14 protein-coding genes are annotated in these 15690 nt (G+C 67.7%); 2 read left to right on the forward strand and 12 right to left on the reverse strand.

The genetic code is table 11. From position 1 onward, the window contains the following. Positions 1–55 precede the first annotated feature (55 nt). Positions 56–1351 carry an acetyl-CoA C-acetyltransferase gene (locus VER16_RS05110; protein WP_324805940.1) on the reverse strand — a complete coding sequence of 432 codons (1296 nt, stop codon included), beginning with the start codon at positions 1349–1351 and terminating at the stop codon, positions 56–58. A 93-nt stretch (positions 1352–1444) separates the two neighbouring features. On the opposite strand from VER16_RS05110, the gene VER16_RS05115 reads away from it, so the two are divergent. Then, complete coding sequence (locus VER16_RS05115) at positions 1445–2332, forward strand: hypothetical protein (RefSeq protein WP_324805941.1); 888 nt, start codon at positions 1445–1447, stop codon at positions 2330–2332. A gap of 105 nt (positions 2333–2437) precedes the next feature. On the opposite strand, the gene VER16_RS05120 is transcribed toward VER16_RS05115, so the two are convergent. From VER16_RS05120 to glnA, 11 genes are all read right to left on the reverse strand, one after another. Beyond that, a complete protein-coding gene (locus VER16_RS05120) occupies positions 2438–3067 on the reverse strand; it encodes a superoxide dismutase family protein (protein ID WP_324805943.1) in 630 nt (209 codons plus the stop codon). A 31-nt stretch (positions 3068–3098) separates the two neighbouring features. Next, positions 3099–3668: a superoxide dismutase family protein gene (locus tag VER16_RS05125; RefSeq protein ID WP_324805945.1), complete on the reverse strand. Its 570-nt coding sequence runs from the start codon at positions 3666–3668 to the stop codon at positions 3099–3101. Between the two features lie 94 nt (positions 3669–3762). Further along, positions 3763–5208 carry a nitrogen regulation protein NR(I) gene (ntrC, locus tag VER16_RS05130; protein ID WP_324805947.1) on the reverse strand — a complete coding sequence of 482 codons (1446 nt, stop codon included), beginning with the start codon at positions 5206–5208 and terminating at the stop codon, positions 3763–3765. Next, complete coding sequence (locus VER16_RS05135; protein WP_324805949.1) at positions 5201–6262, reverse strand: two-component system sensor histidine kinase NtrB; 1062 nt, start codon at positions 6260–6262, stop codon at positions 5201–5203. Before VER16_RS05135 ends, ntrC begins: the two co-directional genes overlap by 8 nt. Positions 6263–6374: 112 nt before the next feature. Next, positions 6375–8420 (reverse strand): TonB-dependent receptor, encoded by a 2046-nt coding sequence (locus VER16_RS05140; protein ID WP_324805951.1) that lies wholly within the window; start codon positions 8418–8420, stop codon positions 6375–6377. 136 nt (positions 8421–8556) lie between these two features. Then, positions 8557–8850, reverse strand: a complete 294-nt coding sequence (locus VER16_RS05145) for a hypothetical protein (protein WP_324805953.1) — start codon at positions 8848–8850, stop codon at positions 8557–8559. 108 nt (positions 8851–8958) lie between these two features. After that, a complete protein-coding gene (locus VER16_RS05150; protein ID WP_324805955.1) occupies positions 8959–10113 on the reverse strand; it encodes a murein transglycosylase A in 1155 nt (384 codons plus the stop codon). A gap of 94 nt (positions 10114–10207) precedes the next feature. After that, complete coding sequence (locus VER16_RS05155) at positions 10208–10954, reverse strand: N-acetylmuramoyl-L-alanine amidase (protein WP_324805957.1); 747 nt, start codon at positions 10952–10954, stop codon at positions 10208–10210. A gap of 154 nt (positions 10955–11108) precedes the next feature. Then, positions 11109–12536 carry an ammonium transporter gene (locus VER16_RS05160; RefSeq protein WP_324805959.1) on the reverse strand — a complete coding sequence of 476 codons (1428 nt, stop codon included), beginning with the start codon at positions 12534–12536 and terminating at the stop codon, positions 11109–11111. A gap of 21 nt (positions 12537–12557) precedes the next feature. Further along, entirely contained in the window at positions 12558–12896 is a 339-nt protein-coding gene (locus tag VER16_RS05165) for a P-II family nitrogen regulator (protein ID WP_004134334.1), read from the reverse strand. Positions 12897–13194: 298 nt separating this feature from the next. Then, positions 13195–14604, reverse strand: coding sequence for a type I glutamate--ammonia ligase (gene glnA / locus VER16_RS05170; protein WP_324805962.1), 1410 nt, complete (start codon positions 14602–14604; stop codon positions 13195–13197). A gap of 223 nt (positions 14605–14827) precedes the next feature. Here glnA and VER16_RS05175 point away from each other — a divergent pair, with 223 nt between their 5' ends. Next, positions 14828–15622, forward strand: coding sequence for an undecaprenyl-diphosphate phosphatase (locus VER16_RS05175; RefSeq protein ID WP_079224666.1), 795 nt, complete (start codon positions 14828–14830; stop codon positions 15620–15622). Positions 15623–15690 lie beyond the last annotated feature (68 nt).

The following is a 15690-nucleotide window of genomic DNA, read 5'->3' on the forward strand; positions in this document are numbered from 1 at the left end:
CCAACCTTGGTTGGCGCTCGGGATTGCCGGCCAGCGGCCGGCACTACCGTTGCGATCAGCGTTCGACGATCGCCACTACGCCCATGCCACCGGCGGTGCAGATCGACACCAGCGCGCGGCCACCGCCGCGTTCGGCCAGCTGCTTGGCGGCCGTCGCGATCACGCGCGCGCCGGTGGCAGCAAACGGGTGGCCGGTGGCCAGCGACGAACCCAGCAGGTTGATCTTGTCCGGGTCGATGCGACCCATCGGTGCATCCAGGCCCAGGCGGTTGCGGCAGTAATCCTCGCTCTCCCACGCACGCAGGGTGCACAGCACCTGCGCGGCGAAGGCTTCGTGGATCTCGTAGATGTCGAAGTCCTGCAGGGTCAGGCCGTTGCGCTTGAGCATCTCCGGCACGGCCACGGTTGGTGCCATCAGCAGGCCTTCGCCGTGCACGAAATCCACCGCCGACACGTGGGCATCACGCAGGTAGGCCTGCGGCTCGTGGCCGTGCGCGCAGGCCCATTCCTCGCTGGCCAGCAGCACCGCGGCGGCACCATCGGTGAGCGGGGTGGAATTGGCGGCGGTCAGCGTGCCACGGCCGGACACCTTGTCGAAGGCCGGCTTCAGCGTGGCCAGCTTTTCCAGCGAGGTGTCGGCGCGCAGGATGTTGTCACGCTCGACGCCACGGAACGGCGCGATCAGATCATTGAAGAAACCGCGCTCATAGGCGGCGGCCAGCTTCTTGTGCGAGGACACCGCCCATTCGTCCTGCGAATCGCGCGAGATGTTCCATTCCTTGGCCATGTCCTCGCAGTGGTCGCCCATGCTCTTGCCGGTGCGCGGCTCGGCCACGCCGGGAAATTCGGGCTTGAGTTCGGAGAGCTTGAAGCCGGAGGTCAGCGCGCGGATCTTGTCGCCGGTGCTCTTGGCCCGGTTGGCAGCCAGCAGGCGCGCGCGCAGCTTCTTGCCGTAGACGATCGGCACGTCGGAGGTGGTGTCCGAGCCGCCGCCGATGCCCGATTCGATCTGCCCCAGGGCGATCTTGTTGGCCACCGTGATGATGCTGTCCAGCGAGGTGCCACAGGCGCGCTGCAGGGTGATGCCCGGGGTCAAAGGCGACAATCCGGAGGAGAGCGTGGCTTCGCGGCCCAGATTCCAGTCGCTGGAATGCTTGATGACCGCGCCCATGGCCACTTCACCCAGCTGCTGGCCGTGCAGGCCGAAGCGTTCGACCAGCGCGCCCAGCGTCCGCACCGACATGCCGAGATTGCCGACATCCGAATACGCGGTGTTCTGGCGGCAGAACGGAATGCGGACGCCACCGAGGATGGCGACGGGACGAGCGTTGGGCATGGAGATACCTGGCATGGATGAGGGTGTCTGCAACATGGCCTGCACGACGGAGCAGGCATAATGGCGCCAAGTGTAGCTGCCGCCCTGTGATGGGCCAACCGTGGAACCATGAGCAAACCCGACCCCGCGATGAATGCCCCTGGCGTGCTGGCCCTGGAACTGGCCAACGGCGAAATCCCCCGCCAGGCGGTGCTCAGCGCCGACCAGGCCGGCGAACTGGCCGAGCGTATCGGCCGTGACCTGGCCAAGCTGGTGCCGCAGGTGGCTGAGCTGGACCTGGTGTTCGCCGCCGCCCATTTCGACCCCGCCGAAGTCCTGCGCCCGGGCTGGCCGATCCACCGCCGCCTTGAAGAACTGCAGATGCGCGCCCCGGGCCGCAACCGGGGCCCGCGCCTGCTGGCCTTTGGTGCCGGCGCCGATGGTGAAGTGCCGCTGCCGTTCCAGGCCGATGCGACCCTGGTAGGCGGTGGCCTGCGCGTGGTGCCCTTCCTGCTGACCGGCAGCGACGTGGCCACCACTGCGGCCGTGGCCGATGCGCTGGAAGACGTGCTGCTGGCCAATGGCATGGCCCATGCCGATACGGCGCTGATGGCGCAGAACAGCTTCGGTGCCCGCATCGAGCACGCGCGCTACTTCACCGTGAATGATCTGGCCGCGATGATGTCGATGCAGTACGACAACCAGGGCCTGGCCGCGCTGTGGCCGCTGATCGAGACCGCGATCCTGGCCCCCGGCCAGGACGAGTGGCTGGACAACGCCCCGGAGCCGCTGCTGCGCTATACGCAGGGCGAGGCGCGCATGGCGCTGTTCGATCCAGCCGGCTGGTGCGCGTACTACAACCACAGCAAGGGCGACTGCGACCGCCTGCAGGGCATCTACGAGCAGTTCCTGATGCGCCAGCGGCAGATGGCCGCGGTGCTGGAAGCGCACGGCGTGCCGGTGCTGTTCGTGCATTGCGAGGCAGGGCAGGACGCGCGCGAGCTGCTGGCGCGCTGATCCACAACGCCCGTGCGGGTGGTTGTAGAGCCGAGCCCATGCTCGGCTCAGGCCGCCTGCAGAGCAGCCGAGCATGGGCTCGGCTCTACAGGAAGCGGTTGTGCCTTACGGGGCCTTCTGGATGACCGCGCAGGCCAGGCGCGCACCGGCGTTGCCGGTCGGCTGGGTGTGGTAATCGTCCGCATCGGCGTGGACGATCAGGCCGCGGCCGATGATGTCGAAGTCATCACCCTTGCCGATGTTGACGTTGCTCGAGACCGGGCTGTCGATGGTGGCCACGCCCTTGTCGTCGGCCTTGATGTTGGGCATGTCGCCGCCGTGGTGCGGATCGGCCGAAACGTTGCCGTGGTCCTGCTTGCCCGGATTGAAGTGGCCACCGGCGCTCATGCCGTCCGGCGCGCTGCAGTCGCCCTTCTCGTGGATGTGGAAGCCGTGCTCGCTGCCCGGCTTCAGGCCGGTGATCTGGCCGGTCACGTGCACCTTGCCGTCGACGACCTTGAAGGTGACGCTGCCCTTGGTCTCGTTGCCCTGGGTCGGTGCCAGTTCGGCGCTGGCCGTGGCATCGGTGGCCGGGGCGGCTTCGGTGGCCGGGGCAGCGGCCGGATCAGCCGGTGCTGCCGAGCCTTCGGCCGGGGTGGCGGCCGGGGCTTCCGGGGCCGCTGCCGGCTGCTGGTTGCAGGCCGCCAGGCCCAGGGCGGCGATGGCCGCGAACAGCGAGGTATGGATCAGACGCATGGAACTCTCCTTGGAATGATGCCCGTGGCGATCAGCGGGTAACCCGGATCACACCGCAGGCGATGCGGACGCCGGCATTGCCGGCGGGCTGGCTGCGATAATCATCGGCGTTGGCATGCACGACCAGTGCACGTCCGGCGATATCGGTGGCGGCGCCTCCCCCAAGGGTAACGCCCTTCAGGTGCACATCGACATTCGCGCGGCCCTGGGCGTCGGCCTGCAGGTTGTCGATGTCGCCCAGTTGGTGCTTGCCGCTGCCGGCACGGCCATGCGCGCTGCCCCCGGGATTGAAGTGGTTGCCGGCGCTGCTGGCATCCACCGCGCTGCAGTCACCGCGCTCGTGGATATGGAAACCCGCCTGCTGCATCGGCTGCAGGCCACCGACCAGGCCGGTCAGGTGCACGCCACCGCTTTCGGTCTTCAGCACCAGGCGGCCACTGACGATGCTGGCCGAGGCCGGCGCCAGGTTGGCTTCGGCCAGCTGGGCCACCGGCGTGGTGACCACCGGCGGCGGCGTGGGCTGCGGCTTCTGCGGTGCGCTGCCACAGGCAGACAGCAGCACGGCGGCGGACAGCGGCAGGATGGCAAAGGACAGGCGCATCAGGGAACTCCTTGCAGGGAACACTACGGACGGCATCGTCCATGGCGGATCAACAGTTCGGCAAGCGGGCGCGAGGACCGCGTGCAGGGGCCGTTCAATGGCCCCCGCGGCGGCGGCCGGCGCCCAGTTTGCGGGTCAGCGTGTTACGGCCCAGGCCGAGCCGTGCGGCGGCTTCGGCGCGTCGGCCATGGGTGATCTGCAACGCGGCTTCCAGCAGGGCGTGGTCCACGCGCTCGCGCACCTGCGCATGCAGGCCTTCGGTGCCTTCGGCCAGCTGCCGTCGTGCCCACTCGGACAGCAGCGTTTCCCACTGGCCGGGGTCACCCCCTGCGTTGCTTCGGCGGCTGCGCGGCCGGTTCAGCGCGGTATCGACATCGGCCACGCCGATGGTGTCGGCGGCGGCGAGCGCGGCCATGCGCCAGCAGACGTTCTCCAGTTCGCGCACGTTGCCCGGCCAGTCGTGCTCGCGCAGCGCCTGCAGGGCGGCGGCGGTGAGCCGCTTCGGCGGTGTATCCAGCTTGTGCGCGGCAGCGGCCAGGAAGGTGGTGGCCAGCTGCGCGATGTCTTCGCGGCGGTCGCGCAGCGGCGGCAGCTGCAGGCGCACCACGTCCAGGCGATGCAGCAGGTCGGCGCGGAATTTGCCCTGCGTGACCAGCCCCTCCAGATCCTGGTGGGTCGCCGCTACCACGCGCACGTCCACATGGATCAGTTCGCGGCCACCGACGCGGAAGAATTCGCCCTGGGCCAGCACGCGCAGCAGGCGCGTCTGCAGGGGCAGCGGCATGTCGCCGATTTCATCGAGGAACAGCGTGCCGCCGTTGGCCTGCTCGAAGCGGCCGATGTGGCGGCGCTGGGCACCGGTGAACGCGCCGGCCTCGTGGCCGAACAGTTCGCTTTCCAGCAGTTCGGCCGGAATGGCGGCGGTGTTGAGCGCCACGAACGGCCCCTGCGCACGCGGCGATTCGCGATGCAGGGCGTTGGCCACCAGCTCCTTGCCGGTGCCGGTTTCGCCGGTGATGAGCACCGCCAGCGGTGCCTGCGCCAGGCGACCGATGGCGCGGAACAGCGCGCGCATCGGAGGTGTATCGCCTACCAGCTGCGGCGGCTGGTCGCTGGGCGTCTCGGCCACCGGGGTGGGCGCGGCCAGTGCCGGCGCCACGGCGGGCAGCACGCGCTGGGCCAGCGCCACCGCATCGTCCAGGTCAAAGGGTTTGGACAGGAACTCATGCGCGCCACCACGGAACGCCCCGGCCGTGCTGGCGACATCGGTGTAGGCCGACATCACCACCACCGGCAGCTGCGGCAGCGCGGCCTTCAGCTTGTCCAGCAGCACCAGGCCGTCGTCGCCGGGCATGCGCACATCGGTGAACAGCAACGCGGGTGCCGGGCCTTCGTTCAAGGCCTGCAGCGCAGGGGCGGCACTGTCGAAATCGACAACCTGGTAGCCGGCCTCGCGCAGCGCGGTGCACAGCACGAAGCGCACGGCGCGGTCATCGTCGACCACCCAGATGCGCTGCGCGGAGGTGGGGGAATCAGACATCGCGCGGGGCCTCCTCGGCCGGGGCGGCGCCGTTGCCGATCGGCAGCAGCAGGGTGAACACGGTATGGCCCGGCCGCGAGCGGTAGGTGAGCGTGCCGCGGTGTTCGCGCGCCACCTGCTGGGCCAGCGCCAAGCCGAGGCCAGTGCCTTCGGCGCGGCCACTGACCAGCGGCAGGAACAGGTGCTCGGCCAGTTCCTCGGGCACGCCACGGCCGTCGTCGGCAATTTCCAGGCGCAGCGCCAGGGTGTGCAGCTGTTCGGCAATGCGCGCGCCATGCTCCACGCGCGTACGCAGGGTGATGACCCCGGCGCCGGCCTGGATGGCGTTGCGCACCAGGTTCCACACCGCCTGGGTGAGGCGGTCGGCATCGCCATCGAGTTCGGGAATGCTGGGGTCGTAGTCGCGCTGCAGGCGCACGGCCCAGCCAGCCTCGCTCTCGGCCAGACGCAGCACGCGTTCCAGCGAGGCGTGGATGTTCAGCGGCGCATGCGGTGCGGCCGGGGCCGGCGACAGCAGCTGGTCGAGCAGGCCATTGAGGCGTTCGATCTCCGAGCCGATCAGCTCGATCAGCTCGCGCTCGCTGGCATCGCGCTGGGCGGCGCGGCGGGCCAGCAGCTGCGCCGCGCCCTTCAGCCCGGCCAGCGGATTGCGCAGCTCGTGGGCCAGACCCTTCAGCGCGGCACTGAGCGCGCTGGGCAGGGCCTGGGTCGGGTCGAGGCCCGGGAATTCGTCGACCGGATGTGCTTCCAGCAGCCAGCCGCCATCGTCGCGCCGGCTCATCCAGCCCTCGGCGAAGCGCGCGCCCTCGCCCGGCAGGGCCAGCGCCAGGCGGTGCAGCCGCAGGCTGTCGCGCTCATCGCGGGCGAGGAAATGGGCCAGCGCCTCGCCCTGCACTTCCAGCGCGGCCAGCGGCTGGCCGATCAGGCGGCGGATGCTGACGCCCAGCCAGCGGGCGAAGGCGGGATTGCAGCCAATGATGCGGCCATCGGCCCCGGCCCAGGCCAGCGGCGTGCCGAGGGCATCGAGGGACGGCGGGGGTGAGGGGTCGGACATTGCACCAATGTAGTGCAAAACGGGGGTCCGGGGTCGGCTCCCTTTCCGTCAGGAAAGGGCTCTGACCCCTGCAGGTCGAGCAAGCTCGACCACTACCGGATGTGTGGCCGGGCTACAGCTTCATGTTCAGGCCGACGAACACGCTGCGGCCCGGGGCCGGCGAGAACATCGGGCGGGCGCTGTCCCAGAAGAAGCTGTCGTACCAGGCGTAGGCGTATTCGCGGCCGGTGACGTTCTTCAGCTGCAGGTCCACGCTCCAGCGCGGGTTGATCTGGTACGCGGCGCTGAGGTCGAGCACGGCGAAGCCGCCGAACTTGCCGGCCTCGTTGCGCTCTTCCAGGTAGTAGTCGCCTTGTGCGCGGGCCTGCAGGCCGAGGCGCAGTGCATCACTGGCGCGGTAGTCCACGCTCAGGTTGCTGATGTGGCGCGGGGTGGCCGCCACTTCCCTGCCCTGCAGCGAAATGCTGGCATCGCGGTCATCGCGGGTGATCTTCGCTTCCTGGTAGGCGTGCGACGCCCACACCGTCCAGTCATCGCCCAGCTGCAGGCTCAGCTGCGCATCCACGCCGCGGCGGCGGGTCTTGCCCAGGGTGACCGTGGTGCCGGTGGCCGGCATGTTGGACACCTCGTTTTCCGCATCCTGCTGCCACACCGCCACGCGCGCCTGGCTGCCGGCGAACGGCTGGAACTTCAGGCCCAGCTCCATGCCGGTGTTGGTGGACGGCTGCATCGGCGCCTGCCCCGGGGTGAGGTAGGCCGGCGCGGTGGAGCCGGTCAGCACCTGGAAGGTGCGGCCCCAGTTGGCATAGACATGGGTGGTCTGGCCCAGGCTGTGGATGACGCTCAGCTTGGGCTGGCCGATGGTGCCGTAGTCCTGCAGGCGGCCGCTGACGCCGTTCATCAGGTGCGTGCTGCCACTGAAGCGGTCGATACGGTAGGCCGGCACGATCTTCCACGCCTCGGCCGGTTGGTAGATGGCCTGCACGTAGGCGCCCCAGTTGTCGAAGCTGTGGCGGTCATCGTTCTGCACGCGCGCCGGTGCCTGGCTGAAATCGGTGGGTTCTGCGTAGGCGTAGCGCTCGCGGATGTAGCCGTTGTCCTGCTGCTCGTAGTTCAGGCCGCCTTCGACGGTGAGCGCGGGGCTGGCCTGCCAGGTGAGCGTGCTGAGCAGGCCGGTCTGGCGCTCATCCCACACGCGGCGCTGGCGCGGCAGGTTGCCGGTGGGCAGATCGCTGAAGGTGACCCGGCGGTCGTCTTCATAGCGGTTGTAGTACAGCCGCGTGCCGAAGGTCACCGCGTCGGACAGCTTCAGGTCGACGTGCGCGGCGATCTGCCGCATGTCGCGGTCATCGCCATCGTTGCCGTTGCGCAGGTCGCTGCCACGACGATGCGTGCGCAGTTCGTCGGCCGTCATGAAGCCGGGTTCGTCCGCTTCGTGGTGGTAGACGCGTGCGGTCAGGCCCACGCGCAGGCCGTCGTCCAGCGAGCCATGGAACCACTTGCCGCCCAGCGAGTACTTCTTCGAGGTGTCGTGGTCGCGGTAGCCATCGCTGGCCTGGGTGCCGATGAAGTAGTTCTGCGCGAACCCATTGCTTTCGCGGCCGATCGCCAACTGCGCATCACGGGTGTTGTAGCTGCCGTAGGCCAGCCGCGCATCGGTGTAGTTGCCGCCCTGGCGCGTACCGAAGTTCACGTTGCCGCCGATGTTGTGCAGGCCATAGCGCGGGTCGTTGGTCCCGCGCACCACTTCGATATAGCTGATTTCCAGCGGAAACAGCATGTCGATGAAGCGCTGGTTGCCGCTGTTGACGTTGCTGGGGATGCCGTCGATGAGGGTCTTGATGGCGTTGAGGTAACCCTCGCCGTTGAAGGCGCGGAAGCTGACCTTGCCTGATTCGGCACCCTGCCGCGTTTCGGTGAGCTGGATACCGGGCATCTGCCCCAGCAGTTCCCAGCTGTGCGCGACGTTGCGGTCTTCGATCTGGTCCGCGCCGAGCACGTCCACCGAGGTCAGCACCTGGTGTGCGCTGAGCTGGCCTTCGCCGTGCTGGTGCACCTGCACCTTGCCGAGGGTGAGCGCGGCATCGGCGGACTGTGCGAACGCTTCAGGGGCGAACGGAGCGGCCGCGAGGGCGGCCACCAGCGTGGGAGTCTTCATGGGGGTGGAAGGGCGCGGATGAAATGTAATTATATAACATTTTACGCACGAAGCCCGTAGAGTCGAGCTAGCTCGACTGCCGTTGCCGGGAGCAGTCGAGCATGGCTCGACTCTACAAAGCGGGGTGGAGCGGTGGTTACACCGGGTAGCCGGTGGCTTCCCTGGCCTTCTTCCAGGCGCTTTCAAATTCGCGCGCGGAGATTTCGTCGTCTTCGTCAAAATCCAGGAACGAGACGGGCTGGTCGGCCAGCAGGAAACGGTCATCACTGTGGGCATGCTCATCGGCCCAGACCATCTTGGTGCCGTAGATTTCCACCTGGCGCACGATCTTCTCGCCGCGGGCTTCCATCAGCACGTTGCCCTTGCCCAGGCCCGATTCGGCCCAGTGCTTGTAGTACTTCCTGGCGGTGTTGTTCTTGATGTTCTTCATTGCAGGGGTCCTGGCCGCAGCGGCGGCCGGAGAGTTCGGAATGGCGCCATTATCAGCCATCCGGGGCCAGAGCCCTTGCCTGCTGCAAGGGATCCGCCCCCTGCCGGTTCAGTTCGGCAGGGGCGCGCCCTTCGGCCACAGCATCCAGAGGTTGCCCTTCTGCTTCATGTCACCGGCCAGCTTGCCGGCGGCGTCGCCACTGCCCCAGTACAGATCGGCACGTACTTCACCGGCGATGGCACCGCCGGTGTCCTGCGCGGCCACCGGGCGCACCAACGGGCTGCCATCCGGGCGCGTGGTGGACAGCCACAGCAGGCTGCCCAGCGGCACCACGCTGCGGTCCACCGCCACGCTGTAGCCTGCGGTCAGCGGCACGTTCAGCGAACCGCGCGGGCCTTCCGGGCTGTCGGCATTGCGCACGAAGAACACGTAGCTGGGGTTGCTGCGCAGCAGCTCCGGCACGCGCGCCGGGTGCAGCTTCGCCCATGCGCGGATCGCGTCCATGGTGACGTCTTCCTTCTTCAGCTCGCCCTGGTCCACCAGCCAGCGGCCGATGGCGCGGTAGGGGTGGCCGTTCTGGTCGGCATAGGCCAGCCGCACCTGGCTGCCATCGGCCAGGCGCACGCGGCCCGAGCCCTGGATCTGCAGCAGCTGCAGGTCCATCGGGTCGGTCAGCCAAGCCAGCACAGGCGCTTTGGAACCTTTGCTGGCGATGGTGGCGGCGTCGTCGTAGGGCTTGAGCACCTTGCCGTCGAGGCGGCCACGCAGGCGCTTGCCCTTCAGCTCGGGGTAGAGGCTGTCCAGCTGCACCACGATCAGATCGTCGGGCGTGCCATACACCGGCACTGTGGCGGTGGCCGTGCGGGTCAGGCTGCCGGGGTAGATGGGTTCGTAGTAGCCGGTGATCAGGCCATCGGCCTGCTGGCCACCGGCGCGCAGTGCGTACACATCGAGGTCGCGCTGCAGGAACTGGCGGATGGCCGCCGGGTCCTTGTCGGACACGGTGGCGGCGGTCGCGCAGGGCTGGACCCAGACCGCATCGTTCTTCAGCCTGGTGCAGCTGCTGCGCCAGGCGACAAAGCCGGCCTGCAGGTCGGTATCGGAGACCGTCGGCAGCACTTTCCAGTCGACCTTGGCGTAGGTGGCTGCAGCGGGCTTGGCGGCCACGGGGGCACCGGGACGGGTGCCGGTGGTGGCGCAGCCGGCGAGCAGGGCAACGGCCAGGACGGTGAGGAGCGCGCGCGGCGACGTAACAGTGATCATCGTCGCAATGTAGTGGGGCCGGTGGTGGCCCGGCAACCTTCGGTAGCGCCAGGCCATGCCCGCCGCTACCGGCAATCCGGCCCTGCGCTGTCTGCTACGGTGTCTGCAGCAGCAGCGAATGCAGGATGCGGGCGTCCTCGGCATCCAGCGTCTTCGGCAGGTCGTCGCTGCCGCGGAAGCGGCGATGGAAGGCAGCGACCGCCGCGTCACGATCCTCCAGCGGGTAGCCGAATCGGGCCATCGCATTCCAAGCGTCGAAGCCTTCCGGTGCGGGACCATCACTGGCGCGCGGCCACACGCCGAAGCCGGCCTCGGCCAGCTGCTGCCACGGGAAGAAACGGCTGGGGTCGGCCTTGCGGGTGGGCGCGAGATCGGCGTGGCCGATCACCTGCCGCGGCGGGATGTTCAGGCGCTCGGTGAGGTCACGCAGCAGCAGGATCAGCGATGCAATCTGCGCCGGCGCGAACGGCGTGCTGCCGTTGTTGTCCAGTTCGATGCCGATGGAGGCCGAGTTGAGATCGGTGATGGTGCCCCAGCGGCCGGAGCCCGCATGCCATGCGCGGCGCTCGTCGCTGACCAGCTGATAGCGGTGGCCATCGGCACCGATGAGGTAATGCGCACTGACCCGGCCACCGCTGTTGGCGGTGCGCAGCGTGTGCAGGCTCTGCTGCACCGAATCCTGTTCGGTGTGGTGGATGACGATGACGACCGGATCGCGCGCGTTCTGGTTTGGCGATGGCACCCAGGTGGCCAGCGGATTGCGGCTTTCGTGCGGGGTGGAAGCACAGGCGGCCAGCAGCAGGCAGGCCGAGAGCATCAGGGGAGTGCGGATCGGGTGCATGCGTTCGATTGTGCGCGATCACGCGCGACGATGCATGCCTGGGGTAGATCCACGCCATGCGTGGAGGGCGCTGCAGGAAGTGCCAGGCAAGCGTGGCACCTGCCATGCCATGTGCCAGATGGCGGGCGACCTTCGCAGGCCGCCCGCCGTTGAATCAGGCCTCGTAGGCCGATTCACCGTGCGACGTGACATCCAGGCCGGTACGTTCGGCCTCTTCGGTCACGCGCAGGCCGACCACCACCTTCACCAGCAGCAGGATGGCCGCGGTGACCACCGCCGACCAGACCACGGTGAGGCCGACGCTGACCACCTGCACCCACACCTGGTGGCCGATATCCAGATCGGCCTTGGTGCCGCCCAGCGACTGCGCGCTGAACACACCGGTGAGGATGGCACCGACGATGCCGCCCACGCCGTGCACACCGAACACGTCGGCGGTGTCGTCCACCTTCAGCAGGCGCTTCAGGCCGGTGACGCCCCACACGCAGACCACACCGGCGACCAGGCCGATGACGATGGCGCCCAGCGGGCCCACGGTGCCGCAGGCCGGGGTGATGCCGACCAGGCCGGCCACCGCACCCGAGGCGGCACCCAGTGCCGACGGCTTGCCCTTGGTGATCGCCTCGACCAGGGTCCAGCCCAGCACTGCAGCAGCCGTGGCCAGCACGGTGTTGAGGAAGGCCAGCGAAGCGACGGTGTCGGCCGCCGCGGCCGAGCCGGCGTTGAAGCCGAACCAGCCCACCCACAGCAGCATCGCGCCGATGTAGGTGAACGGCACGTTGTGCGGCTTCAGCGCGGTCTGGCCATAGCCCAGTCGCTTGCCGAGGAACCAGGCGCCGACCAGGCCGGCCACGCCCGCGTTGATGTGCACCACGGTGCCACCGGCGAAGTCGATCGCGCCCATTTCACCCAGGTAACCGCCACCCCAGACGATGTGTGCCATCGGGATGTAGCTGAGGGTGAACCACAGCGCCGAGAACAGCAGCACCGCGCGGAACTTGATGCGTTCGGCGAAGGCGCCGACGATCAGCGCGGTGGTGATGCCGGCGAAGGTCGACTGGAAGGCGACGAACAGGTAATCCGGCAGGCCCTTGATGGGCGTGTTGCCGACCGAATCGGGGGTGAAGCCCTTCAGGAACGCGAACTCGGTGAATGAGCCGAAGAACGGATTGCCGGCGCTGAACACCGCGCTGTAGCCATAGGCCACCCACAGCAGCAGCACCAGCGAGAACACCACCAGGATCTGGCTGAGCACCGACAGCACGTTCTTGGACCGCACCAGGCCGCCGTAGAACAGGGCCAGGCCCGGCACCACCATCAGCAGCACCAGCAGGGTGGAGGTCAGCATCCAGGCCACGTCGCCGTGGTCGAAGGCGGGGGCTGCCGCTTCTGCAGCGGCCGGGGCAGCGGCCACCGGAGCCTGCAGCGGCTCGACCGCGACCGGTTCGGTGGGCAGCGGCGAGACCTGGGCCTGGGCGTGGGCAGTGCCCGGCCAGGCACCTGCGGCCAGCGCGCTGAGCAGCATCAACAGGCACACCAGATGGAACCGGGCTTGCCACCCGGTGAGAAGGCGCATCTTCATTGGGGGAGTCTCCGGAAGGGGTTACAGCGCGTCGGCACCGATTTCGCCGGTGCGGATACGGATGACCTGCTCGACGGCAGTGACGAAGATCTTGCCGTCGCCGATCTTGCCGGTGCCTGCAGACGATTGGATCGCTTCGATCACCGCGTCGGCACGCTCGTCGGTGACCACGGTTTCGATCTTGATCTTGGGCAGGAAATCGACGACGTACTCGGCGCCGCGATACAGCTCGGTGTGGCCCTTCTGGCGACCGAAACCTTTTACTTCGGTCACGGTGATGCCCGACACGCCAGCGTCGGAGAGGGCCTCGCGGACCTCGTCGAGCTTGAACGGTCGGATGATGGCGGAGATCAGTTTCATGCGCATGTCCCGATGGTGGATGGGGCCACCGCGTCAACGCGCGATGGCATCAGGCAACCACGGGCCATCGTGCTGATGGCCGTGGCTGTTGCACCGGACACGTAATGGGCCGGGACGGCCGTGCCTCTCTCCTTGCACGGCCGACGCGGGAGGGAGGGCGGCCCATGTCGCGTATCCGGTCTCTCTTGCCCCTGGATCAGCGGACCAACGGTCCGCTCTACAACGGCGGCTCCCCAGCCGCAGAGAACGGAGGCGATGGCGGCGGGTGGGAGGGGTACCCACCGCCATCACCGCCCGGTCAGCTGGCGTAGTACAGCTGGTATTCCAGCGGGTGGGTCGCCGCGCGGAACTTGGTCACTTCCTGCATCTTCAGCGCGATGTAACCGTCGATGAAGTCATCGCTCATCACGCCGCCGGCCTTGAGGAACTCGCGGTCCTTGTCCAGCGCTTCCAGGGCCTGGTCCAGCGAGGAGCAGACCTGCGGGATCAGCTTTTCTTCTTCCGGCGGCAGGTCGTACAGATCCTTGTCGCTCGGTGCGCCCGGGTCGATCTGGTTCTTGATGCCGTCCAGGCCGGCCATCATCAGCGCGGTGAAGGTCAGGTAGCCCGACTGGATCGGATCGGGGAAGCGCATTTCGATGCGGCGTGCCTTCGGGTTGGACACCCACGGAATGCGGCACGAGGCCGAACGGTTGCGGGCCGAGTAGGCCAGCATCACCGGGGCTTCGAAGCCCGGCACCAGGCGCTTGTAGCTGTTGGTGCCCGAGTTGGCGAAGGCGTTGATGGCCTTGGCGTGCTTGAAGATGCCGCCGATGTACCACAGCGCCAGCTGGCTCAGGCCGCCGTAGCCGTCACCGGAGAACAGGTTGGTGCCGCCCTTGGACAGCGACTGGTGCACGTGCATGCCGCTGCCGTTGTCGCCGACGATCGGCTTGGGCATGAAGGTGACGGTCTTGCCGTTGCGGTGCGCCACGTTCTTGATGACGTACTTCATGCGCAGCAGTTCGTCGGCCTTCTGCACCAGGGTGCTGAACTTGGTGCCGATTTCGCACTGGCCGGCGGTGGCCACTTCGTGGTGCTGCACTTCCACTTCGATGCCGACCTGTTCCAGGGTCTTGCACATTTCAGCGCGCAGGTCGTGCAGGGTATCGGTCGGCGGAACGGGGAAGTAACCACCCTTCACGCCCGGACGGTAGCCGCTGTTGGCGCCGTCGTACTTGGCACCGCTGTTCCAGGCGGCTTCTTCCGAATCGACCTTGAAGAAGGTGTTGCCCATTTCATTGGCGAAACGGACCGAATCGAAGATGAAGAATTCCGGCTCCGGGCCGAAGAACGCGGTTTCGGCAATGCCGGAGGACTTCAGGTAGGCCTCGGCGCGCTTGGCGATGCCGCGCGGGCAGCGGCCGTACGGCTGCATGGTGGCCGGGTCGAGGATGTCGCAGCTGATGACGATGGTCGGATCGGCGTAGAACGGATCGACGTAGGCGCTGGTGGTGTCGGGCAGCAGGACCATGTCCGATTCGTTGATGCCCTTCCAGCCGGCAATGGAGCTGCCGTCGAACATCTTGCCTTCTTCGAACAGCGACGGTTCGATGATGCTGACCGGGAAGGTGACGTGCTGCTCGACGCCACGCATATCCACGAAACGCAGATCGACAAACTCGATCTGGTTGTCCTTGATCAGCTTCTCAACGTTTTCCACGGACATCGGTACGACCTCGGATGGGGATGAATGCCTGATGAGGTGTAGCAACGACCGTGCCAACTTTTTATGAATCGCAAGTCATTGATTTTCAATGTCTCGCCCCAGCGCGGTGCAGGTCAGCGCGCACCAAAGGGGTGCATGCACCACCGCGCGCACCCGTTTGGTGCGGCAGGGATCGTCTATCCTCTCGACCTTCCTTCTTCCGCTGCCCGCATCCACGCCCTCCATGTCCGATCTGCTCTCCGCCCTGTTGCTGGGCATTCTTGAAGGCCTCACCGAATTCCTGCCGATCTCCAGCACCGGCCACCTGCTGATTGCCCAGCACTGGCTGGGCGCGCGTTCGGACTTCTTCAACATCATCATCCAGGCCGGCGCGATCCTGGCCGTGGTGCTGGTGTTCCGCCAGCGCCTGCTGCAGCTGGCCACCGGCTTCGGCCAGCGCGAAAACCGCGAGTACGTGTTCAAGCTGGGCGCGGCCTTCCTGGTGACCGCCGTGGTCGGCCTGGTGGTGCGCAAGGCCGGCTGGTCGCTGCCGGAAACCGTGGGCCCGGTGGCCTGGGCGCTGATCATCGGCGGCGTCTGGATGCTGCTGGTGGAGGCCTACACCGCACGCCTGCCCGACCGTGACCAGGTGACCTGGACGGTGGCGATCGGCGTGGGCCTGGCGCAGGTGGTGGCCGGCGTGTTCCCCGGCACCTCGCGTTCGGCCTCGGCGATCTTCCTGGCCATGCTGCTGGGCCTGAGCCGCCGCGCGGCTGCGGCCGAGTTCGTGTTCCTGCTGGGCATTCCCACCATGTTCGCCGCCAGCGCCTACACCTTCCTGGAACTGGCCAAGGAAGGAAACCTGGCCAGCGAGAACTGGACCGACGTCGGCGTGGCCTTCGTTGCCGCCGCCATCACCGGCTTCGTCGTAGTGAAGTGGCTGATGGGCTACATCAAGTCGCACAAATTCACCGCGTTTGCCGTCTACCGCATCGCCCTCGGCGCTGCATTGCTGCTGTGGTTGCCTGCCGGTAGCTGAACAACGCCGGGACCGGGCAACCCCATTCCCGGTCCCGACCCGTTTTTCCAGGTTCCTCAAGGAGACTC

It is taken from the genome of Stenotrophomonas sp. (assembly GCF_035634915.1).
Classification (GTDB): domain Bacteria; phylum Pseudomonadota; class Gammaproteobacteria; order Xanthomonadales; family Xanthomonadaceae; genus Stenotrophomonas.